Source organism: Paenibacillus xylanilyticus (assembly GCF_047246825.1).
GTDB lineage: Bacteria > Bacillota > Bacilli > Paenibacillales > Paenibacillaceae > Paenibacillus > Paenibacillus xylanilyticus_B.
Genome location: NZ_JBFOLB010000002.1, coordinates 988,463 through 1,010,442, shown reverse-complemented (window position 1 = coordinate 1,010,442; position 21,980 = coordinate 988,463). Strand labels below are relative to the sequence as shown.

At 48.5% G+C, this 21,980-nt stretch carries 18 protein-coding genes; 13 read left to right on the top strand and 5 right to left on the bottom strand.

Annotated elements, in window-relative coordinates:
* Positions 1-5 precede the first annotated feature (5 nt).
* The 5 genes from mltG (at position 6) to AB3N00_RS19245 (ending at position 7,757) form a co-directional block, all read left to right on the top strand.
* Positions 6-1,046 carry an endolytic transglycosylase MltG gene (mltG, locus tag AB3N00_RS19265; protein ID WP_413036013.1) on the top strand — a complete coding sequence of 347 codons (1,041 nt, stop codon included), beginning with the start codon at positions 6-8 and terminating at the stop codon, positions 1,044-1,046.
* A gap of 15 nt (positions 1,047-1,061) precedes the next feature.
* Positions 1,062-1,991: a peptidase U32 family protein gene (locus tag AB3N00_RS19260; protein WP_413036012.1), complete on the top strand. Its 930-nt coding sequence runs from the start codon at positions 1,062-1,064 to the stop codon at positions 1,989-1,991.
* 17 nt (positions 1,992-2,008) lie between these two features.
* The gene (locus AB3N00_RS19255; protein ID WP_413036011.1) at positions 2,009-3,337 is read left to right on the top strand and encodes a peptidase U32 family protein; all 1,329 of its coding nucleotides are present in this window, start codon (positions 2,009-2,011) and stop codon (positions 3,335-3,337) included.
* Positions 3,338-3,569: 232 nt separating this feature from the next.
* Entirely contained in the window at positions 3,570-5,810 is a 2,241-nt protein-coding gene (locus tag AB3N00_RS19250) for a methyl-accepting chemotaxis protein (protein ID WP_413036010.1), read from the top strand.
* 138 nt (positions 5,811-5,948) lie between these two features.
* Positions 5,949-7,757, top strand: coding sequence for a peptidoglycan D,D-transpeptidase FtsI family protein (locus AB3N00_RS19245; protein WP_413036009.1), 1,809 nt, complete (start codon positions 5,949-5,951; stop codon positions 7,755-7,757).
* On the opposite strand, the gene AB3N00_RS19240 is transcribed toward AB3N00_RS19245, so the two are convergent.
* Positions 7,736-8,932: an AI-2E family transporter gene (locus tag AB3N00_RS19240; protein ID WP_413036008.1), complete on the bottom strand. Its 1,197-nt coding sequence runs from the start codon at positions 8,930-8,932 to the stop codon at positions 7,736-7,738. The genes AB3N00_RS19245 and AB3N00_RS19240 overlap by 22 nt on opposite strands.
* 170 nt (positions 8,933-9,102) lie before the next feature.
* On the opposite strand from AB3N00_RS19240, the gene AB3N00_RS19235 reads away from it, so the two are divergent.
* Positions 9,103-10,527, top strand: coding sequence for a polysaccharide deacetylase family protein (locus AB3N00_RS19235; protein WP_413036007.1), 1,425 nt, complete (start codon positions 9,103-9,105; stop codon positions 10,525-10,527).
* Between the two features lie 147 nt (positions 10,528-10,674).
* Here the strand turns inward: AB3N00_RS19235 and ilvD are convergent, their stop codons facing one another.
* The 3 genes from ilvD to AB3N00_RS19220 form a co-directional block, all read right to left on the bottom strand.
* Positions 10,675-12,360, bottom strand: a complete 1,686-nt coding sequence (ilvD, locus tag AB3N00_RS19230) for a dihydroxy-acid dehydratase (protein ID WP_413036006.1) — start codon at positions 12,358-12,360, stop codon at positions 10,675-10,677.
* A 313-nt stretch (positions 12,361-12,673) separates the two neighbouring features.
* Positions 12,674-12,925, bottom strand: a complete 252-nt coding sequence (locus tag AB3N00_RS19225; protein WP_175397198.1) for a KGG domain-containing protein — start codon at positions 12,923-12,925, stop codon at positions 12,674-12,676.
* Positions 12,926-13,047: 122 nt separating this feature from the next.
* The gene (locus AB3N00_RS19220) at positions 13,048-14,088 is read right to left on the bottom strand and encodes an acyltransferase family protein (protein WP_413036005.1); all 1,041 of its coding nucleotides are present in this window, start codon (positions 14,086-14,088) and stop codon (positions 13,048-13,050) included.
* 221 nt (positions 14,089-14,309) lie between these two features.
* Here AB3N00_RS19220 and AB3N00_RS19215 point away from each other — a divergent pair, with 221 nt between their 5' ends.
* The 6 genes from AB3N00_RS19215 (at position 14,310) to mgrA (ending at position 19,548) form a co-directional block, all read left to right on the top strand.
* The gene (locus tag AB3N00_RS19215) at positions 14,310-15,275 is read left to right on the top strand and encodes a sugar kinase (RefSeq protein WP_413036004.1); all 966 of its coding nucleotides are present in this window, start codon (positions 14,310-14,312) and stop codon (positions 15,273-15,275) included.
* Between the two features lie 86 nt (positions 15,276-15,361).
* Positions 15,362-16,027 carry a bifunctional 2-keto-4-hydroxyglutarate aldolase/2-keto-3-deoxy-6-phosphogluconate aldolase gene (locus AB3N00_RS19210; RefSeq protein WP_413036003.1) on the top strand — a complete coding sequence of 222 codons (666 nt, stop codon included), beginning with the start codon at positions 15,362-15,364 and terminating at the stop codon, positions 16,025-16,027.
* Between the two features lie 90 nt (positions 16,028-16,117).
* A complete protein-coding gene (locus tag AB3N00_RS19205; protein ID WP_413036002.1) occupies positions 16,118-16,882 on the top strand; it encodes an alpha/beta fold hydrolase in 765 nt (254 codons plus the stop codon).
* A gap of 29 nt (positions 16,883-16,911) precedes the next feature.
* Positions 16,912-17,688, top strand: a complete 777-nt coding sequence (locus tag AB3N00_RS19200) for an HAD family hydrolase (RefSeq protein WP_413036001.1) — start codon at positions 16,912-16,914, stop codon at positions 17,686-17,688.
* A gap of 31 nt (positions 17,689-17,719) precedes the next feature.
* On the top strand, positions 17,720-18,460 hold the full coding sequence (locus AB3N00_RS19195; protein WP_413036000.1) for an NAD-dependent protein deacylase: 741 nt from the start codon (positions 17,720-17,722) through the stop codon (positions 18,458-18,460).
* An 80-nt stretch (positions 18,461-18,540) separates the two neighbouring features.
* On the top strand, positions 18,541-19,548 hold the full coding sequence (gene mgrA / locus AB3N00_RS19190; protein WP_413036082.1) for an L-glyceraldehyde 3-phosphate reductase: 1,008 nt from the start codon (positions 18,541-18,543) through the stop codon (positions 19,546-19,548).
* Positions 19,549-19,682: 134 nt separating this feature from the next.
* Here the strand turns inward: mgrA and AB3N00_RS19185 are convergent, their stop codons facing one another.
* Entirely contained in the window at positions 19,683-20,645 is a 963-nt protein-coding gene (locus tag AB3N00_RS19185; protein WP_413035999.1) for an AraC family ligand binding domain-containing protein, read from the bottom strand.
* 153 nt (positions 20,646-20,798) lie between these two features.
* Between AB3N00_RS19185 and AB3N00_RS19180 the strand changes: the two genes are divergently transcribed.
* Positions 20,799-21,980 carry a galactokinase gene (locus AB3N00_RS19180; RefSeq protein WP_413035998.1) on the top strand — a complete coding sequence of 394 codons (1,182 nt, stop codon included), beginning with the start codon at positions 20,799-20,801 and terminating at the stop codon, positions 21,978-21,980.

Below are 21,980 nucleotides of genomic sequence, written 5' to 3'. Positions count from 1 at the left end.
CTTTTTTGAAAGGAAAAGCCATAATAATCGTTCTGCTTATCATTGTAATTGTTGCCGGAGGCGGCGGTGCTGCTGTCTGGAACATGATGCGTCCTGTTGCGGCCTCGGCAGATCCGGTCGTATTCGAGATCAAGAGCGGATCGGGAACATCCAAAATTGCGGATCAGCTTGAACAAGAGGGGCTAATTCGAAGCGGTTTAGCGTTCAAAGGATATTTGAAATGGAAGAAGCAAGGATCGAATTTTATGGCAGGTACATATTCCATGAATCCTGGCGTGTCATACGATGAGATTATTACCAAGCTGAATAGTGGTGAAGTTGTACCGGAAGAAATGGTGAAGTTTACGATCCCTGAAGGATACACGGTGCTGCAAATGGCGGATAAGTTGTCGGCAGAGGGTGTCGTTGACCGTGAGGAATTCATCAAGCTGGCGAACGACCCTTCTTCCTTTGATGTTGACATCATCAAGGACATCCCGGTGGATGAGGAGCTTCGCTATGTCTTGGAGGGGTATTTGTTCCCAGAGACCTATGAGCTCAAAAAGGGCAGCACCGCACATGACGTCATGCAGCGAATGCTTGAGGAATTCCAGACTAAGATCAGCTCCATTCCGGATTTGGAAACGAAACTGCAGGAGCGAAATCTTTCTTTGCATGAGCTGCTTACGATTGCCTCTCTTGTAGAGAGAGAAGTTGTGGTTGATCAGGAACGCGCTCTGGTAGCAGGTGTGATTGATAATCGGCTTAAACAGGATATGAAGCTGGAGATCGATGCTACAGTTCAATATTTGCTGGACAAGCCCAAGGCACGACTGTTGTTCAAAGACTTGAAGGTGCAGAGTCCATACAACTCGTATCTGAACAAAGGACTGCCACCAGGGCCAATTGCAAGCCCGAGTTTGGCTTCCATTGAGGCTGCTCTCGAACCGGAAGCTTCAGAATATCTGTTCTATGTCACGAAAAAGGATGGTTCATCCGGGCATCTGTTTGCCAAAACGTATAAGGAACATCAGCAAAATATAGCCAAAAGTAAGGCTGCGCAATAAGCGGAGGGGATGTATATGAGTAAGAAACATGAACTGCTGGTTACGGCAGCTAATGTGAATGAAGCAGAAGTGCTGCTTCAGGCCGGAGCAGATGCTGTGGTAATTGGGGATGATCGCTTCGGCATGCGTTTACCCGGAAGTTTCACTGTGGAAGAGACGGCTGAAGTGGTAGCCATTGCTGCCAAACATCAGGCGCGTGTCTATGTATCCATGAATAACCTGATGTCCAACGAGCTCTTGAAGGAACTCCCTGAATATGTCCAGGCTCTGGGCAAAATCGGTGTCCATGCGGTGGAATTTAATGATCCGTCCGTACTGGCTGCAATCAAGGAGTACGCTCCACATATTCAACTGCACTGGAACGCGGAGATGACTTCGACGAACTACGCGACAGCCAACTACTGGGGAAACAAGGGTGCCAGTCGTGTCGTGCTTGCTCGGGAGTTGAATATGGATGAACTGACGGAGATGGTCCCTTTTCTAAAGGTGGAAGCTCAGGTTCAGGTTCATGGCATGACGAATATTTATCATTCCAAGCGGAGTCTGGTCCAAAGTTATATGGCGCATCAGGGCCGTCCGGTAGAAGGGCATCTCGGCAAAGAGCGCGGATTATTCCTGATTGAGGCTGAGCGCCGGGATGAGAAATTTCCGATCTATGAAGATATTAACGGTACACACATTATGAGTTCAGAGGATATATGCATTCTGGAGGATCTTCATTTGTTGATGGAGGCAGGCGTGCACAGTTTTAAAGTTGAAGGCATTCTCAAACCGCTGATTTATAATGAAGCTGTTGTACGGGCATACCGGAAAGCAATTGACAGTTATGCAGCTGATGCCGATGCATATGCCTTCTCGGATGATTGGCTGGATGAAGTCCGCCAATTGCAGGACCCTGAACGGGAGCTGTCATTTGGCTTTTTCTACAAAGAACAGGTGTATTAATAGACGAGGTGAACGAAATGGAAACAGTGGCGGTACAGCGGAAATTTTCGGGTAAACGTAACCGTCTGGACAAACCGGAGCTGCTTGCTCCGGCGGGAAATCTGGAAAAACTCAAGTTTGCGATCCATTATGGCGCAGATGCAGTGTATATTGGTGGACAGGCATATGGACTCCGTTCCAACGCGGATAACTTCAGCTTTGAAGAAATGCGTGAAGGTGTGGAATTCGCCAATAAATACGGTGCCAAAGTATTTGTGGCTACGAACATCTATGCACACAATGAAGACATCGAGGGCATTGAAGCGTATTTGCAAAACCTCTACAATGCGGGTATCGCAGCTGTAATCGTGGCTGATCCGGCGATTATTGAAGTGGCCCAGCGGGCTGTTCCTGGACTTGAGGTGCACCTTAGTACTCAACAGTCAACGCTGAACTGGCAAGCCGTGAAGTTTTGGAAAGACGAAGGTCTCCCACGTGTAGTTCTGGGGCGTGAGACCAGCTTCGAGGAGATTGAAGAGATCAAGGCTAACGTGGATATCGAAATTGAAGCCTTTATCCATGGCGCGATGTGTTCCTCTTACTCCGGGCGCTGTGTACTCTCCAATCATTTTACGGATCGGGATTCCAATCGGGGTGGCTGCTGCCAATCCTGCCGCTGGAAATATGATTTGTTTGAAGATGCCAGAGAAGATACGGTGTGGGTCAGTGAAGAAGAGATGCAGATGAAAGCTCCTGCGCCCTTCAAACTGGGAGAAAATCAGCTGCCCCTGTTCCAGGAGCAGGACAATTCGTTTTCCATGGGATCGAAGGATCTGTGCATGATTGGCCATATTCCCGAGTTGATTGATGTGGGTGTGGATAGTTTCAAAATAGAAGGACGCATGAAGTCGATCCACTATGTGGCTACTGTCGTAAACGTATATCGTCAAGCGATTGATGCTTACATGGCCGATCCGGAAAACTATGTGTTGAAGCCGGAATGGGTTGAAGAAATGAATAAGGCTGCCAATCGTCCATTAAACACTGGCTTTTTCTATGATACACCGGATCATGAGGATCATATCTATGAGCCCGAAGAAAAAGCAGTGCCTTATGATTTCGCAGGATTGGTCATGGACTATGATGCGGCCACAGGAATGGCGACAATCCAGCAGCGGAATCATTTCAAACCTGGACAGGAGATCGAATTTTTCGGTCCGAACGGAACCTTTTTCAAGCAAGTTGTAGGTGAAATTCAGGATGAAGAAGGCAATGTGCTCGATGCAGCACGCCACCCGTTACAGTTAATCAAAATGAAGGTGGATCAGCCTGTATCCTACTTTGATATGATGAGAAAAAAGAAATAGGTTGAATGACCTACACTATAACAAGATTATGTTATCCATTTACAAGATTGTGTTATAAATCAAAAATATTGTCTTCCGTATATCGGTATACGGGGGGCTTTTTTTTATAGGGGAATAGGAAAAAAGTTGCAAAATATTTTTGGAAAACAAAAGGGGAAAGGGGAAAACTGTCGAATATTACATGTTTATAGGGGAGAGAAAGAAAAAACATAATTAGCAAACTGGCAGGTGAATGGGATTGGTTCAAAAGAAGCAGAAGGACAGTGGGGAAAAGGTGAAAAAAACAGTGAAGGAAAAGAAGCCGAAAGATCAAAAGTTTAAGAAATTGAGCTTCCTGAAAGGTAAGACAGAAAAACCATCGAACAAGAAGCCGTTCAAGCTGGATTGGAAAAAGATTCAGTGGAATAAGATGGGGGGATCTACGTTAACTCAGGTCCGGAAGGCAAATCCGGTCAAATCGGTAGGGGTTAAACTGTTTTTAATCTTTTTTGCGGGCATTATGATTTTTGTGATTAGCTTGGGTCTATTATCCTACTCAAAAGCCAAAAATACAATTGAGGAAAATGCCTCCCGGGCAAATCAGGAAACGATTGATCAAACCAAAGAAAAAATGGATATCATTCTGGAACGATTTGTGGATACGTCTACCCAGATCTTCTTTGATCCTGAAATGCAATCCTTGTTGCAAAACATGTCTAATGCAAATTTGACGGCATATGATACGTTTATCAATTCAAGCTCCATCAATAAACAGTTATCTAATGTAGCATTTACAAATAAATCTATGGAAGCGATTTATCTGGTACCGACGGACGAAACCAAGTCCACCATGGGAACGGGTAGCAGCAGCTCTTCCATGGGTGACATTCGCAGCGAGGCCTGGTATGACGAGTTGGTACAGTCCGGCGGATATCGCTGGCTTCCTACCGAAATCAAAGAAGACGGAAGTGCGCCAACGTTCCGAATTGCTCGTTCCATGAAAAATCTGCAAGGGACAAATCAGTCCTACGTCCTGGTGATTGAGTTGAAACTGGAAGTTCTGGAGGAACAGTTGAAATCGCTTAATCTGGGAGAGGGAGCTGTACTTCAGCTCATTGCCCCGGACAAAAAAGTTGTAGCCTCAACGATTCCTGACCGTACAGGGAAGGAGACGGAACTTGCCTTTTACGGAGATTTGACGGAGCAAACGGGCAGTACCAATGCAGAATATACGGTTGATGGAAAATCTACGGATATGCTTGTAGTTTACAGTACGATGGAATCATCAGATTGGAAATTAATTGGAATGGTACCTACTTCCATGTTGGTGCAGGATGCAAAAGGCATTTTGACGCTGACATTGTGGATGGCATTGATTGATGCAGCGATCGCAGTATTGATTGGTGTTTGGATGGTCCGCATGATTGCCCGTCCGCTGGGAAGATTGAAAGACCTGATGCAGGAGGGGGCGAAAGGGAATCTGAAGGTGCGTACACCATTTACCTCCAAAGATGAAATCGGCCAGTTATCTGCTGCCTTCAATCTGATGATGGAACAGATTACGAAGCTGGTTGAGCAAACGAATCGTTCCGCGCAGGAGGTACTGGATACCGCTTCTGAGCTTAGCAATGCGTCCAAGAAGACAGCGGTTTCAGCATCGGAGATTGCAGTAGCCACTGAAGAGATTGCAGGTGGGGCAAGCAGCCTGGCATCGGAAGCCGAGCGTGGTAATGAGTTGACCGACAACATCTCCCGTCAGATGGAGAGTGTGGTTGCCGCGAACGAGCAAATGGGACAATCTGCCCGACATGTGGAAAGAGCCAGTGAAACAGGAACACAGCACTTGAATCAATTAATGACGAAGACACAGAAGACAGAAGAAATGATTGGTGCACTTGTGAACAAGGTAGACTCTCTGAAAGAGAGCACATCTTCCGTTCTGAAAGTCCTCGATGTGCTTCAGAACATTACGAAGCAGACCAATATTTTGTCACTGAACGCCACCATTGAAGCGGCACGTGCCGGTGCAGCAGGACGCGGATTCATGGTCGTTGCTGGTGAGGTTCGTCAGCTGGCTGAGCAATCCAGACAGTCCATCGACATGGTTGGTGATATCACCGATAAAATTATGCATGAGATGAACGAGACTGTTACAGCCTTGTCCAATGTCAACCCGTTATTCCGGGAACAGATGGATGCAGTAAAAGATACAAATGTGATATTTGCTTCGGTACAGCAGCAGATGGGTGCATTTGTAGAGAAACTGGACATGGTTACGGACTCCATCGGAGATCTGAACAAGTCTCAAGGTACGTTGTCTGAAGCGATGAGTAATGTTAGCGCAGTAGCTGAAGAATCATCCGCGACATCGGAGGAAGTGGCGTCTTTGAGCAGTGAACAGCAGAATATTAGCAACCAGTTGGTAAACCTGTCTGACAAACTGGAGAATGTATCCACTGAACTTAAGAATACGCTGTCCCGGTTTACAGTCTAACCCAATGTAGAATCTCATGAATATCTTCGATAAACCTGTTCCGTTCCTGGAACAGGTTTATTGCTGTTTTCCGGATAATTCCAAATGAAGTGAAACATACTATGTGAAAAAAAACAGAAAGGGCGAGGATCAGGAAGCATGCATATACAACTGAAAAGAAGAATTTATGTTGGTTGTGTTTTCCTGACCGTCATTTTTGCAATGTTAATTCTGCGCCTGGGTTGGATTCAGATGATTCAGGTCAATCGAATGGTGCCAGGATCTCAGCGAACGGTCCGCGAGATGTCTGTTTTGCAGCGTGAACGCGGGGTTATGCTTGATCCCGGCCGGGGACAGTTCATAGATCGAAAGGGAAGATCATTAACGGGTAAACTGCAGTGGGGACTTGTGCTTTTTCCGCATCCCGGACAAAAGGATTTCCGATCCGCTCCAAATAAGGCAAACTACAGATTGAAACAGATGGCAGCCATATTACATACGGATACAGCTAGGCTAATTAAAGAATGGGAACAGGGATATGCTCCCCATTTCTGGACGGCAGGCAAGCATCAACCGATTGTACTGGATGAATCACAAGTAGCGAGCCTTCGTGAGATTGAGGGGGAGGGTGCCGGAGTATATCCCATGATGTCACGTTATGGCCAGAGTCATACAGGCATGCAATGGCTGGGCTATTTGGCTGAACAACCTGGAGTTCTCAACGGGCGTGACCATCATACAGATGAAGTAAAACAACCATTTGCTCTGAAGTCGGGAGCTGCCGGGCTGGAACGAACGCTAGATCCTATATTAATGGGAATGGGTCCAACCTTATTGACACGAATGGTTACAGGTTCAGGTGAGATTATTCCGGAAATAGAGCCAAGGGTGATTGCCCCAATGAACAGTCATTATCCCTTAAAGGTAGAGACCACCATTGATGCAGACATACAGCAGGGGGTGGAGCGGATTGTGGAGGAATCGGGCATGAAAGAGGGGGCGATCGTTGTGCTCGATACAGCAAATGCAGATGTACGCGCAATGGTCTCTGTGCCGTTCTACAATCCGCAGCATGTGAATCCAGGAGATTCCTCATGGGCGAACCGTGCTGTGCAGAGCGCTGTGCCCGGTTCCATTTTTAAAATCGTTACGGCGGCGGCTGCATTGGAATCTCAGGCTGTGTCGACCAAGGAAACCTTTCACTGTGGTGGAGAATGGGGGAGGTACGGATTATCCTGCTGGAAAGAGCATGGACATGGTGATCTGAAGCTGGAACAAGGATTCGCTGAGTCCTGCAATATCGTATTTGCCGAAACGGCTCGTCGTCTCAGTATGGAGCAACTGGAACGCACGGCAGATGCGCTGGGGCTGGCACGGCCAGTAGGCTGGGAGGGGAAGAATATTGCCGGAATGCCGATACTGCGTCAATTTGATCACGAGGATGCAGGAAGGGTACGTACAGCAGCCGTCTCCCAGCAGGATGAAGGGGCACGGGTACAGACCGCCATTGGTCAGAGAGACACCCGGGTTACTCCGCTACAGGCTGCGAATCTGATGGTTAGTTTGCTTCATGATGGCAGGGTACATGCGCCGCGGCTTGTCCAGCGGATCCGGTACGCTGATGGAGATGTCATGCTGGAAATGCCTTCGCACGATTCACCTTCACTTGCCGGTCAGATCTCCCCAGCAACTGCACATCAACTGCTGGGATGGATGCGTACGGTTGTTACGGATGGAACCGGAAAAACCCTGCAACGGGCACACTGGCATGTCGCAGGGAAGTCGGGTACTGCTCAAGTGCAGCAGAAAGGACGGAATCTTAATCATCAATGGTTTGTCGGGTATGGGCCAGTAGAGCAGCCCCGTTATGCTGTGGCTGTTCTGGTCCAGTACGTAACACCAGGCAGGCAGCACCAAGCGACAGATATCTTTCGCCGTGTTATGGACTATTTGGCCGGATCTTCATGATCTTTGGTCTTGTTTGGGGCTGCTGCAGGAGCTTCCGTGGTAACCCCGGCTGCTTCGTTTACAGGCGAATCCATCACTAATGGGGAAGAGTCAAATTCATCTTTGGGCAGATGGATCCATCGCTGCAGGTACCCCTGCTGCAGCAATTCTTTTAGCAGAATCAGCAGCACTGGGGATAGTACAACTCCGGCAAGGCCGAATATGGAGAGTGAGATCAGCATAAAGGAAAGCATCAGGTATGCAGAAGATACTCCAATCGAGTTGCCCGATATTTTCGGTTCAAGCAGCTGGCGGGTCAGCATCGTAATCACAAGCACAACAATCAGGCCGATGGCCAAGCTGCTGTTGCCTACAATGAACAGGTAGACAATCCATGGGATAAATATGACAGGAACCCCCAGCAGAGGTACCAAATCAAATACCGCACAAATGGCAGCGATCGTGAAGGCATTGTTGGTTCCAAGAATGAGCAATCCAACATAGATCAATACAAAGGTAATCAGCATCATGATCATCTGTGCCTTCAGATACGAACGAATGGTTTTGAAGACATGGTTTCGCATAAAAGCCAGAGCCAGCTTCAATGTTTTTGGTGTTTTTGCACGGGCAAACTTGCGCCAGGATTCAATCTCGATACTGAGAAAGAATGCAAGAATGATCGCAATCCCGAAGTTCGTGATAAATGATGAAAAAGAACTCAGAAATCCGATGATGAGTTGTGCACCACTGGTCACCCACGTGGACAGAAAACCGGTAAGTGTTGCAAAATAATCGTTTACCTTCTCAATAATTCCTGGAGGAAGTGCGTTCCACTTGTCCTGAAGAAAGTATACGAGACTGGTAAACTCGCTTTGGAGCAGCTGCACATAACGAGGGAAGTTATCCTGGAGATTGGAGATTTGAGAAACGATAATCAAACCCACGCCGAAAAAAGCAGCAACAATCAGTGCGAGAAAAAGTAAAACCGATATCGCGGCTCCCAAGGTTTTGGGCAATCCCCGGCGATGCAAAAAGCGGGCCAGTGGTTCGATCATCCAGTACACGATAAATGAAAGAAAAACGGGCGCAGCCAATTGATATAATCGGCTAAAACCATACATGATAAAATATACAGTTAACACAAGTAAAGCGATGTCAAAAACAGTACGTCCATATTTTTTATAAAGCGGTAGCATGGGCAGGGCTCCTTCGTCCGTCATTCATCCATTTATTGTACACGATTGACTTGTTTTTTGGAAAACAGGATTCAAGAAAAGTTTAAATTATGATAAAATTAAAGGCGATTTATTTTCCATAGTACATGGATGGGAGCAGTCATTCAGCAAGAGAAGCGGGGAATCAGAGCATGACAAATTTACTTCAGAGCCTATTTTTATGGGCATTGTACATTTCATCTTTTTACGCCTTTATTCCAAGTTTGATCAGCAGACTTTTTGGGTTGCGCGTGTTCAGACGTGGAAGAAGTGATACACAGTTTGCATTAACATTCGATGACGGTCCCGATCCGGTATACACGCCAAGGTTACTGAAATTGCTGAAGCAATACGATGCCAAGGCGACTTTTTTTGTGGTCGGGGAGCATGCAGCCAGTCACCCGGAACTCATTCAGCATATTCATGAGCACGGGCATCTCATCGGAATTCATAATTATATTCACAAAACCAATTGGTTAATGCGACCGCGTACGGTTAAAAATCAGATTCAGCGAACCGGACAGATTATAGAGGAAGTGACGGGGGTAAGAACCTGTTATTATCGTCCACCTTGGGGGATTATGAATCTGTTCGATTTTTTCAGCAAAAAGGATCGTCAGATTGTCCTGTGGTCTTCCATGTTTGAAGACTGGAAAAGCCGTGTTGGGGCTGAAAAGTTGACAGAACGCATGTTGAAAGAGCTAAGAGGCGGAGAAGTCATGCTGCTGCACGACCGGGGGACAACGCTGGGAGCTGACGCACATGCACCCGAGCAGATGCTTCAGGCATTGGAAGTGGTTTTGCAGGAGGCCGGGCGGCAGGGATTACAAAGTGTACGCATCGATACCTTGATGGGAGGAGGCATTACATTGAACGAATCTCAGAAATCAACTCAACCTCAGCCACAACTGTCACCATGGAAACGGGGCGTAGTTGCATTGTGGCTTGGCTGGGAGAAGTTGTTCCATTGGGTATACCATTTGCGGACCGCTTCACCGGAAGACCCCCTGCTTCATTACCGGTCCCGAGTATATCACGGTGCATTGGTTGAAATGAACGAGGGGCAGGTCATCCGGAATGGCGACCCGGTGATTGAACTTCATTTTGATAATAAAAAATTATTTGAGCTCGGGATGACCTCGCGTTCCAGCATGCATCTGGCTATTCGCATGATCCGGGCCATGGAACAGCAGCTTCCCGATTTGGCTCGGCAGATTGCAACAGAACCCGAACTGCGTTCTGCCAAAGCTCTCTATGGCGTGAGCATGATTAATAGGGGACCGGAGAAATTCGGATTCACTGTGAAGGAACTGCCACCCGGACCTTTCAGTTCGGCTTCCAAGGTGTATCTCAAACTGCTGCTCAGCGTGATCCATCCTTCAGGAACAAAACGTCTGAAGCAGCGATCCGAGCAACTGGTTCCCAAAATGATTGCCATGCCGCTCGATACATTAATGGAGCGCTATGGTCAGCATGCACTTGTAGCTGCAACAACGGAACAGCTTCAGACGGACAGGATCAACACTGAGACGGATGTGCTGACTGGCCCTGAATTGAAGAACACACCAACGGGCTAAATGGAAATAGAACTGATTATTGATTCTTATTCGATATACTTGGATCATGGAAAACGATAAAGGGTTGCTCCCTTGCCAATACTGGCAGAGGAGCAACCCTTTTATTTTGCCTCCGATAAGCAAAAATCAATCGGAAAACGAATGAAATTAAATGCTCAGCACTCCACCGTTACTTGCGTTGGTAACGAGTTTGGAATAACGAGCCAGGTAACCAGTTTTTACTTTTGGTTCGAAACCTTTCCAATTCGCACGGCGACGTTCAAACTCTTCGTCACTGATATGCAGCTCGATGACTCGGTTGTTCAGGTCAAGTTCGATGATATCGCCTTCTTCAACAAAGGCAATTGGACCACCTTCAGCTGCTTCCGGAGAGATGTGGCCGATACTGATCCCGCGGGATGCACCGGAGAAACGTCCATCGGTGATCAGGCCGACTTTGGCACCAAGACCCATACCCACGATCTGGGAAGTTGGGGCAAGCATCTCAGGCATACCTGGACCGCCTTTTGGTCCTTCATAACGGATAACGACAACATGTCCTTCTTTTACTTTGCCGTTCGCGATGCCTTCCAAAGCTTCTTCCTGTGAATCGAAGCAGATGGCAGGCCCTTTGTGGTAACCGCCAACTGAAGCATCGACAGCACCAACCTTGATGATGGAGCCTTGCGGTGCAAGGTTACCGAACAATACAGCCAGTCCACCTTTTTCAGAGTGAGGGTTATCCAGCTTGTGGATAACATTCGTATCCTTAATCTCTTGTCCCTCCACGTTCTCACGGATGGTTTTACCTGTTACGGTAATACAGTCAGCGTGGATCGCGCCTGGTTTTTTCAGCAATTCGTTCAGAACTGCACTTACGCCGCCCGCATTGTGCACATCTTCGATGTGAAGGTCGGAAGCAGGTGCAAGTTTCGCCAGATGAGGTACACGGTTGGCAACTTCGTTGATGCGTTCGATTGGATAATCGATGCCTGCTTCGTGTGCCAGAGCCAACGTGTGCAGTACGGTGTTGGTTGAACCACCCATGGCCATATCGAGTGCAAATGCGTTGTCGATAGCTTCTACCGTAACGATGTCGCGTGGTTTCAGATCCATTTTGATCAGTTCCATCAATTGTTTCGCAGATTGTTTAACAAACTCACGACGCTCTGGAGCTACTGCCAGAATGGTACCGTTACCTGGCATAGCCAGTCCCATTGCTTCAGCCAGACAGTTCATGGAGTTCGCTGTGAACATACCGGAGCAGGAGCCGCAAGTTGGGCAACCGAACTGTTCGAGCTCAAGCAAGCTCTTATCGTCGATTTTACCTGCCTGGAATGCACCAACACCTTCAAATACGGATGTCAGGGACAAGGCTTTACCGTTGCTGTCACGACCAGCCTTCATCGGTCCACCGCTAACAAACACGGTAGGGATATTACAGCGGAGTGCACCCATCATCATTCCTGGTGTAATTTTGTCACAGTTCGGGATACATACCATGCCGTCGAACCAGTGCGCGGATACAACCGTCTCAACAGAATCGGCAATGATATCACGGCTTGGCAGCGAGTAACGCATACCGATATGTCCCATGGCAATTCCATCGTCTACGCCGATTGTGTTGAATTCGAACGGAACGCCACCGGCTTCACGAATTGCATCCTTTACAATTTTACCGAATTCCTGCAGGTGCACATGACCTGGCACGATATCGATGTATGAGTTACATACGGCAATAAACGGTTTGCCAAAGTCCTCTTCTTTAACGCCTGCTGCGCGGAGCAGACTGCGGTGCGGTGCACGGTCAAAACCTTTTTTGATCATATCGGAACGCATCTTCTTGGCTGACATGGTGTATTTCCCCCCAAATATAAAATGTATTCGAGCAACATGAATGGAAATAAAATGGCAGTGCATCTGTCGTTTAATTTCATCCGTACTCTAAAAAATAGACCGACTTGGCCGGCTTCGAGCTTCCGTAGTTTGTGAAACTCTTTGCTGCTTTAAACCCGTGAATAACCCGGTTTTTCTATTGAGTCTATCACAATCGCCGTCATATTTCTACAATTCAATAGAAAGAAGCCGACTTCCATTTAAATGGCTTCGGCTTCCTCAACAGCAATTTCACGTTTCGTTATGAATCGGAGAAAATACGCCAAACAGGCTAGTTACTTCCGCCTTTGCGTCCAATCTCGCGATAGAATTCTTTGGTATGCGTTTCGGAGGTGGCTTCGCCGCCCTTGCGGCCAATCTCTTTGTAAAAATCGGAATCATGAGCATCCGAGGTGGCTTCTCCACCTTTTCTGCCTATCATTTGATAAAAGCTGCGGTCATGATTTTTGGAGGTAGCTCTGCCACCCAATCGGCCGGCTTCCTCGCGGCTCATCTTCTGTCCAGTTGCTTGTGAACGTGCCATTACAAATCACTCCTTACGGGATAAGTTGTTTTTTGTAGCGCGTATCCCTACTTACCACGTTATTTCCGGCCTGAAACAAGCCGTTTGGCATGGAAAGCAATGCATAATCTACATCTGAACGATTACACGGAGCGTTTAAATAATTCCCGGCGATGAAGAGTAAACCGAGAGGTATCCGGTTCGATTAATGGCCGAAAGGCATGGCGTATGGCCGGATGGGCCAATAATACAGCGAACATTACGGCAATGACGACAATCACCGGAATGTATAAGCCGCTTTCTATATGATTGTAGACCCCCGACCAGATCGTAAGACGCACAAGAAATCCGTGCAGAAGAAAAACATAAAGCGTACGTCGTCCCAAATCGGTCAGTTTGGATGTGAGAGAAGGCACCCAGGCGAGAAAAAGTGCACCTGACACCATTTCCAGCGCGTAGATCCCGAGGCGATATATGCCGGCATACCATTCATGGTGGCCCAGTTCAGCGTAAGTCATGCTGCCCATCAACCATCCTGTGGATACCTCAAGTCCACCCAATCCAATCCATATCAAAAGGCCAGCCGATAATGTTGCTGCGGCGTTACGGCCCCAACCCGTTCTTAGATAAGACCGAATAGTTGCTCCGTAGTCGTAACCGACCATAAAGAAAGGAAGGAATACAAATGTACGGCTAAAGCTCAGCCAGAATCCGTCCACGGGCAAATAGCCGGCGATAACTCCCAGCAGAATGGAAGCAATCAGCCGATGGACCGGCTTCCACGATATAGTAAGCCTAAGCAGAAGTCTCCAGCAAAAATGGCTGGCCAGAAACCAAAGCAACAAATAAGGCGCAAAAAAGGACAGCTTCATATGAGGGGTGTGAAACACCGTAAAATCCATTAGAGCATATAGGGATTGGAAAAGAACGTACTGCAGCGCAATTTGTTTAAGCACTCTGCGTCCGGGTTCTCCCTGCGGGGCATGTCTGGCAAAGTACCCGGTAACCCATACAAATAGCGGCATATGAAACGTATATATCCACAGGAACAGAGCCTCAGCTCCCGCAAAGCGTGTAATCAGCGGTTCAAGGGCGTTGCCAACGAGTACGCAGACGATAAGCAAAAAGCGCAAGTTGTAAAAAAATGATTCCTGGTCATTACGGATTCCAGTCCGGTTGTTCATGTTGTAACCCTCCTGTTGACTCACTAACTAAGGTCGTCTGTATCTGTAATAAGGGTAATACGGATATGGATCAGTCATTGTGATATAATTCACAATAGAAAGCGCTATCCTTTCTTAGAGCTGTGACAACAAAATGAACGCTCGGGATTGACAACGGTTGCATAGAGGATGACAATGGGGAAAGAAGATGAGGAAATGTAAATATAAGGAGGCAAGGAACGATGTCAACGAATACCCGCCAGAGTCCTGAAATTGTTACATTCGGCGAAAGTATGGGTTTGCTGACAGCAAAGGATACAAGGGGTCTAGAATACGCGGCTTCATTGGACAAGTCATTTGGCGGTGCAGAGAGCAATCTGGCCATCGGTGTGTCCCGTCTGGGTCATACAAGCGGCTGGTTTGGTCGCTTGGGTCAGGATCCCATCGGCACCATGATTCTAAAAGCGATTCGTGGTGAAGGTGTAGACGTATCCCGGGCACGGCTGAGTGACACTGAGCCAACTGGTTTGATGATTCGTGAGAACGCTTCCGGGAAGTCCTCGGTACATTATTATAGGAAGCTATCCGCTGCAAGTGCCATGACGCCCGATGATTTGGATCCGGACTATATTGCAGGAGCTCAAATTTTGCATGTTACAGGCATAACTGCTGCGATCAGCCCTTCGGGTTTATCTACAGTGGAAGCCGCTATACATATAGCCAAGCAGGCTGGTGTAAAAGTAAGTTTTGATCCGAATCTGCGTCTCAAGCTCTGGTCCGCAGAGGAGGCACGCCCGGTTTTACTCCGTCTGGCGGAGCAGGCTGACTACTTTTTGCCGGGTCTGGATGAAATGAAGCTTCTATATGACGAACAGGATGATCAGAAAATATTCGAACGGCTATCCGCACTGGGTGCAATCTCGATCGTGAAGGGCGGTCCTGATTTGACCTATGTATTGGTGAATGGTACCCTAACGGAAGTTCCGTACTTCAAGGCGGATCATGTGCTGGATACGGTCGGGGCAGGGGATGGATTCTGTGCAGGCTTCCTGTCAGGTCTACTTAAGGGCTATTCGCCGCAGGAAGCTACCCGGCTCGGTAATTTGACCGGTTCCATGGTAATACAGGCTGTGGGTGATTGGGAGGCGCTCCCGACGTGGGAGCAAGTCGAGGCCAAGCTGAACAACGTAGCCCATGTTGAGCGCTAGTCGCTGCTGAAATCATATATGTCTCATCTTCGTTCTTCAAATGTAAGGCTTGTAATAACAACCACATTGACAAGGGAGAGAATGAAATGAAGAAGCTCCAGCTGCTGCAAAAAATTACGGATAACGGGGTTGTTGCCGTACTTCGGGCCGACTCTGCTGACCAGGTCATTGCCATGGCCGAACAAGCCATTGCTGGCGGAATCAAAGTGATTGAGATCACCATGACCGTTCCCAGTGCGCTCAAAGCCATTGAGAAACTGAGCCGTGTCTACCACTGGAACACACAGGATCCTGAGAAGTTTGCCATTATAGGAGCAGGAACAGTACTTGAGCCCCAGACAGCACGAGCTGCAATCATGTCAGGTGCCGAGTTTGTCGTTGGGCCTTCCTTGAACCCGGATACCGTTAAGATTTGCAATCTCTATCGGATTCCGATCCTGCCTGGCGTAATGACCATTGCTGATGTTCAACGTGCGTTGGAACTCGGCGTGGATATTGTGAAATTGTTCCCAGGCAATCTGTATGATCCATCCATTATCAAAACGATGAAAGGGCCTATGCCACAGGCGAATTTTATGCCAACTGGCGGGGTATCCTTGTCCAATCTGGGTGACTGGATCAAGGGAGGAGCCGTAGCCGTGGGAATCGGTTCAGACCTGACCAACGAAGCCATGAAAACAGGGGATTTAAGTCATGTTCGCCGCAAGGCGGAACAATATATGGATGCTTACCGCAAGGCCAAGGCTGAATAAAAGCATGGCGTGGAATGAGAGCCGGGTCAATGGGGCTCTCATTCCACGCGAGCCGCAGCACCTGCGGTAAGTGAAGAAAGGTGATTGAAGTTGAGAAACCGGTATAATACAGGGCGCAAGAAGAGGGGCATCGGGAAATTTCTGCTCGTTCTTCTGGCGCTCATTGTCATTGGCTGCGGGTTTGTTGCCTGGAAGCTGTTCACCCCCTATGGACCGCAGGAAGTGGCCCAAACGGCCATGGAGACGGCGAATCAGGTTACGGTGAGCGAACAGGAGAACTGGATTGATTTTGTACCAGACAAACCTGAAGGGATTAGTGTTATTTTCTATCCGGGTGGTTTGGTGAAAACGGAAAGTTATGCTCCTCTTGCTCACGAGCTGGCGAAAGCCGGACATCATACCATTATTGCCAAAATGCCGGTCAATCTGGCAGTACTGAAACAAAATTTGGCGGATGATATTCGCAATGCATATCCAGACGAACCATTTGTCATGGGTGGACACTCATTGGGTGGATCCATGGCCGCACGTTATGCCGCATCACATCCAGACGCACTCCAAGGTATCTTTTTCCTGGCATCCTATCCGGATCAAAAAGGCAGTGTGAAGTCACTGGGAATTCCGGCGCTATCCATTTTGGGTACCAATGATGAAGTCGTCAACGCGACCAAGTATCAGAATGGCCGTGCTTATCTGCCAGAAGACACTGTGTACTACACGATCGAAGGAGGAAACCACTCTCAATTCGGAGATTATGGACATCAGAGTGGTGACGGAGAACCAGGAATTACAGGTGAAGAGCAGCTGTCTCAAACGGTAAATACAATCTCGGGATGGCTTGAAGGTATCAAATAGATGTTGCTGCCAGGAGGGACGGCTCGGTTATGGCCATACTTCAAATAAAGGACGTACAAATTCCTTGTCAGGGCATTTTGTTCGATAAGGACGGGACGCTGCTTGAGTTTTTGCAATTATGGGGACCATGGGCGCAATCATTGCTGAATCAACTGGAAACAGTGTTAGCCGGCCTTGGAGCCGGATTTACGGTGGAAAGAGAAAAGGTTCTTGGTACAATTCATGACAGCGAAGGACGCATTGTCGGTTATGACAGGCAGGGTCCGCTGGCAATCGCTACTGTAGATGAGAGTACCGGGCTTCTGGCCGGGCAGTTGTATGCGGCTGGTATGCCCTGGAATGACGCGATCACTACGATACGCAAGCTGTCCAGCGCTGCCATGCAGGAAGTCCGGTTAATGCGGCAGGCCCAGCCCATGCCGGGCTTGGTTACCTTTTTGCAGAGCTGCCAAGTTGCTTCGATCCCGATGGCTGTGGTAACCTCGGACACCACCTCGGCTGCAATAGAACATTTGGAATGGATGGGACTGCGCTCCTTTTTTACATCCATCGTCGGCTGTGACCGCGTTACATTGGGAAAGCCGGATGGGGAGGCCGTCATACTGGCATGTGGTGAACTACATATTCTTCCTCACCAGGCCATAGTCATAGGGGATAGCAACGGAGATATGCAGATGGGACGGAACGGAGGGGCCGCGCATGTCATTGGTTTTTGTCCTCAAGGCGAGCAAGCAGCTTATCTGCAAGATGCAGATGTTATTATTGGGGATTATCTCGAAATAAGGGTGAATCCGGACGGTGCCTGAATGGGATCATTCCAACTAAGGAGGAGAGAGGATGAACGGGGCAGAACAACTGGTTTCCTGGATTCAGGAAAGTTCAAACATTGTTTTTTTCGGAGGGGCAGGAACGTCGACGGAAAGCGGGATTCCCGACTTCCGCTCTGCCGCTGGCCTATATCAGACGGAGCAGCATTCGCCTTATCCGCCGGAAGAACTGCTGAGTCGTCATTTTTTTGATCAGCATCCCGATATTTTTTATGATTTCTATCGTGGTAAAATGCTTCACCCCGATGCGGTACCTAATGGTTGCCACAGACTCCTTGCACGACTGGAGCAGGAAGGCCCCCTTAAGGCAGTCATCACCCAGAATATCGACGGATTGCATCAAAAAGCAGGGAGCATGAATGTGCTGGAATTACATGGTTCCGTTCACCGAAATGCCTGCATGGATTGCGGACGTTTTTACTCCTTGGATGACATCATTCACTCGAAGGAAGGGGTTCCCCGGTGTGCAGGATGTAAGGGAGTGATCAAGCCTGATGTCGTGCTGTATGAAGAGGAACTGGATCAGAATACGTTATACCAGTCAGTGGATGCAATCTCTTCTGCCGATCTGCTGCTGGTAGGTGGTACATCCCTCACTGTACATCCTGCTGCACAGTTAATTACGTATTTTCGCGGAAAACATACCGTATTGCTGAATGCCACGCCAACAGCTTATGACCGGCAGGCAGATTTGCTGATTACCGAACCGATTGGTGAGGTAATGAATAAGGTGGACCAGCTTCTTGGTTAGAACGTTTGTCTGAATAACCGCATTCTCTCGCACTCTAACTGGGCGCAGGAAGCGGAACCTGGGGAAAGAAGGGATTCATGATGGTCTACGTAGCCAGTGATACACGCTATGAAACAATGAAATATAACCGTGTTGGACGTTCTGGACTGAAACTTCCGGCAATTTCACTTGGACTTTGGCATAACTTTGGCGGCATCAATAATGCGGAGAATGGTCGAAACATGATCACCCGCTCCTTTGATCTGGGCATTACGCATTTCGATCTCGCCAACAATTATGGTCCGCCCGCAGGTTCTGCAGAGCAGCTGTTTGGTCAGGTGCTGGCACAGGATCTGAAGCCTTATCGGGATGAGCTGGTGATATCCACCAAGGCGGGTTATTATATGTGGCCTGGACCGTATGGCGAATGGGGTTCCCGCAAAAATCTGGTGTCCAGCCTGAATCAGAGTCTGAAGCGCATGGGGCTGGACTATGTCGATATTTTCTACTCGCATCGTTATGATCCCGAAACACCGCTGGAAGAAACGATGATGGCTTTGGACCATATTGTTCGTTCGGGTAAGGCGTTGTATGTAGGCATTTCCAATTACCCGGCAGAACAGACGAAACAGGCTGCCGAAATTCTGAAAAGTTTGGGTACGCCTCTATTGATCCACCAGCCGAAATATTCAATGCTGGATCGCTGGATAGAAGATGGGCTGCAGGATGTGCTCGACGAGTACGGTGCAGGCAGCATTGCGTTCTGTCCGTTGGCACAGGGGCTGCTCACCAACAAGTATCTGAACGGTATTCCAGAGGATTCTCGTGCAAAGGGGCCTTCCGTCTTCTTGAACGAGAACAATATCTCGCCAGAGACACTGCGCAAAGTACGTGCTCTCAATCAGATTGCGGCAGCACGGGGCCAAAGTCTGGCTCAGTTCGCGCTTGCTTGGGTTCTGCGAAGTGGCAGGGTAACGTCTGCCTTGATCGGCGCAAGCCGTACATCGCAGATCGAGGAGAATGTGGCGGCACTCAGTCAGCTGGACTTCTCATCGGAAGAGCTGGAGCGAATTGAATCCATTCTTAGTCCCGAACCTCATGACAAATAAGCAGTGACGATGGAATGCTAAAACAGATGAAAAAGAAGGTGCATTTTCGCCATGGCGAGTGCATCTTCTTTTTCGTTCTCAGCAAGTGCAGGTAAACAAACATTTGACCATTAAACCTACTTGAACTAGCTGAGTCATCTCTGGTTTGACTGTGATACGCCGGACCTCGAAGATTGAGGTCTCGAGAGAATATTTTCCCGGTAGAGAGTCGGAGCTTCTCCGTGGAAACGTTTAAACTGCTTGGAGAAATAAAGTGCATCCGGCAGTCCCACGGAGGCGGAAACCTGCTCAATGGACAGATCCGGCCGTTCACGCAGCAGTTGACGCGATTTGTCGATCCGAAGCTTGAGCAGATACGTGACCGGGGAAAGTCCGGTTTCCTGTTTGAAAATCCGGGACAGGTAAGCGCGGTTGTATCCGAGACTGGCGGACATCTGTTCAATGGAGACGGGGTAAGCGTATTGGGTAGACATGTATTGAATCATCTGTTTGACGGTCCGCCTGATCGAAGATTCACCAGGAATCAGGGTTTGCCCCTGAGAAAGGTGATTTTGTGCTTCGGCTAGAATCATATATAAGGTACCGATGGATGTAAAATGGGAGCTTTCTTTTCGCTCGGCAAATGCATTCTGCATCACGGACAGCCAATCTGCAATTCCGCAGGATGGCCCGGCATGAAAAACGGATTTTTCCGGACGGAATCCAGCTTCCTCCGTATGCTTCCCGGCCTGGCTGCCCGTATAGGCCATCCAACGATACTGCCAGGGGCGGCGGGCATCCGATTGGTAGCTTACAAGCTGTCCGGGATGAATGAGGAAACAATCCCCTTCGGATAATTCGTAGGTATGAAGTTCGGTGCGGAATGTGCCGGCTCCCTTTTCTACATAATGAAGCAAATAGTAATCGTACAGTTTTGGTCCAAGGGCATGGCCGGGAAGGGTCTGGCTGGCGCCTGCAAAGAGGACATGCAATGCTCCCTTTTCATAATAGACAGGATTGGAGGCAACCGAGTACGTTTTCGCTCCACTTTTTCCGGAGGACTCCTGTGTGCTTTTGATCAGATGTTCTGCTGAATGTTCCTTGTGTGGATCGATCATGGGGCGTTCCTTCTTTCCGTGATGTTATTCCCATTATATGTCGTAAGGTCACATTTATCCATATGAATCACACATGGCTTCATTTCAAGAGGCACCGCTTTCTTGTATAATAACCTTAAGAAAACAACAACAATGAGATGAGGTGCAGCAGCAATGAACATACATGAATTGAAACAAAAGTTTATTGAGAAGTACGGAGAGAGTGAAGCGGATATCCGTGTATTCCATGCTCCTGGACGTGTGAATCTAATCGGCGAACATATCGACTACAATGGTGGCTACGTGCTGCCGGCCGCACTTGAATTCGGTACGACACTTGTTATTCGGGAACGCAAGGACGACAAGCTTCAGCTCGCTTCCACCAATATGTCCTATGAAGGCGTGCTTGACACATCCTCCATCGGCAAGGAGAAAACAGGGGAGTGGACAGATTATCCAGTTGGTGTCATGGTTGAACTGCAAGGTAAAGGCGTGAAAGTAACGAAAGGATACGACTTCCTGTACCACGGTGAAATTCCGAATGGTGCCGGACTATCCTCTTCCGCTTCGCTGGAGGTACTCACAGGATACGCCATACAATCGATGGAGGGTGTGTCTGATATCGATACGGTACAGCTGTCGCTTCTGTCCCAAAAGGCTGAAAACGAGTTCGTCGGCGTCAACTGCGGTATTATGGATCAGTTCGCCGTGGCTAACGGGGCAGAGGATCATGCCATTCTGTTGATGTGTGACACCCTAGAATATGAAAAGGTACCTTTCCGTACCGGCTCATACAAGCTGGTCATCGGTAATACGAACAAACGCCGCGGTCTGGTGGACTCGGCTTATAACGAACGGCGCTCCCAGTGCGAGCAGGCACTTGCCATCTTGAAGGAACAGCTGCCTGCACTCAACTACCTGGCGCAATTGACACCGGAGCAATTTGTAACGCTGCAGGATCACATTAAGGATGAGAAGGTAAGACAGCGTGCCGAGCACGTTGTGGAAGAGAATGCGCGTGTACTCGCATCAGTGGAAGCGCTGCGCGATAACGATCTGGAAACCTTCGGCAAGCTGATGAATGCGTCTCATGAATCGCTTCGCTATCTGTATGAAGTAAGCTGCGAAGAATTGGACGTGATGGTTGAGGAAGCACAGCGCATTCCAGGCACACTGGGTGCACGTATGACAGGTGCGGGATTTGGTGGATGCACAGTATCCCTGGTACATGAAGATGATGTAGAGCGTTTTGTAAGCGAAGTGGGTGCGGCGTATGAAGCACGTACCGGTCTCAAGGGAGACTTCTATGTGTGCGGAGTGGGCGACGGCGTCAAAGAATTGAAGGAGGCGAAGTAA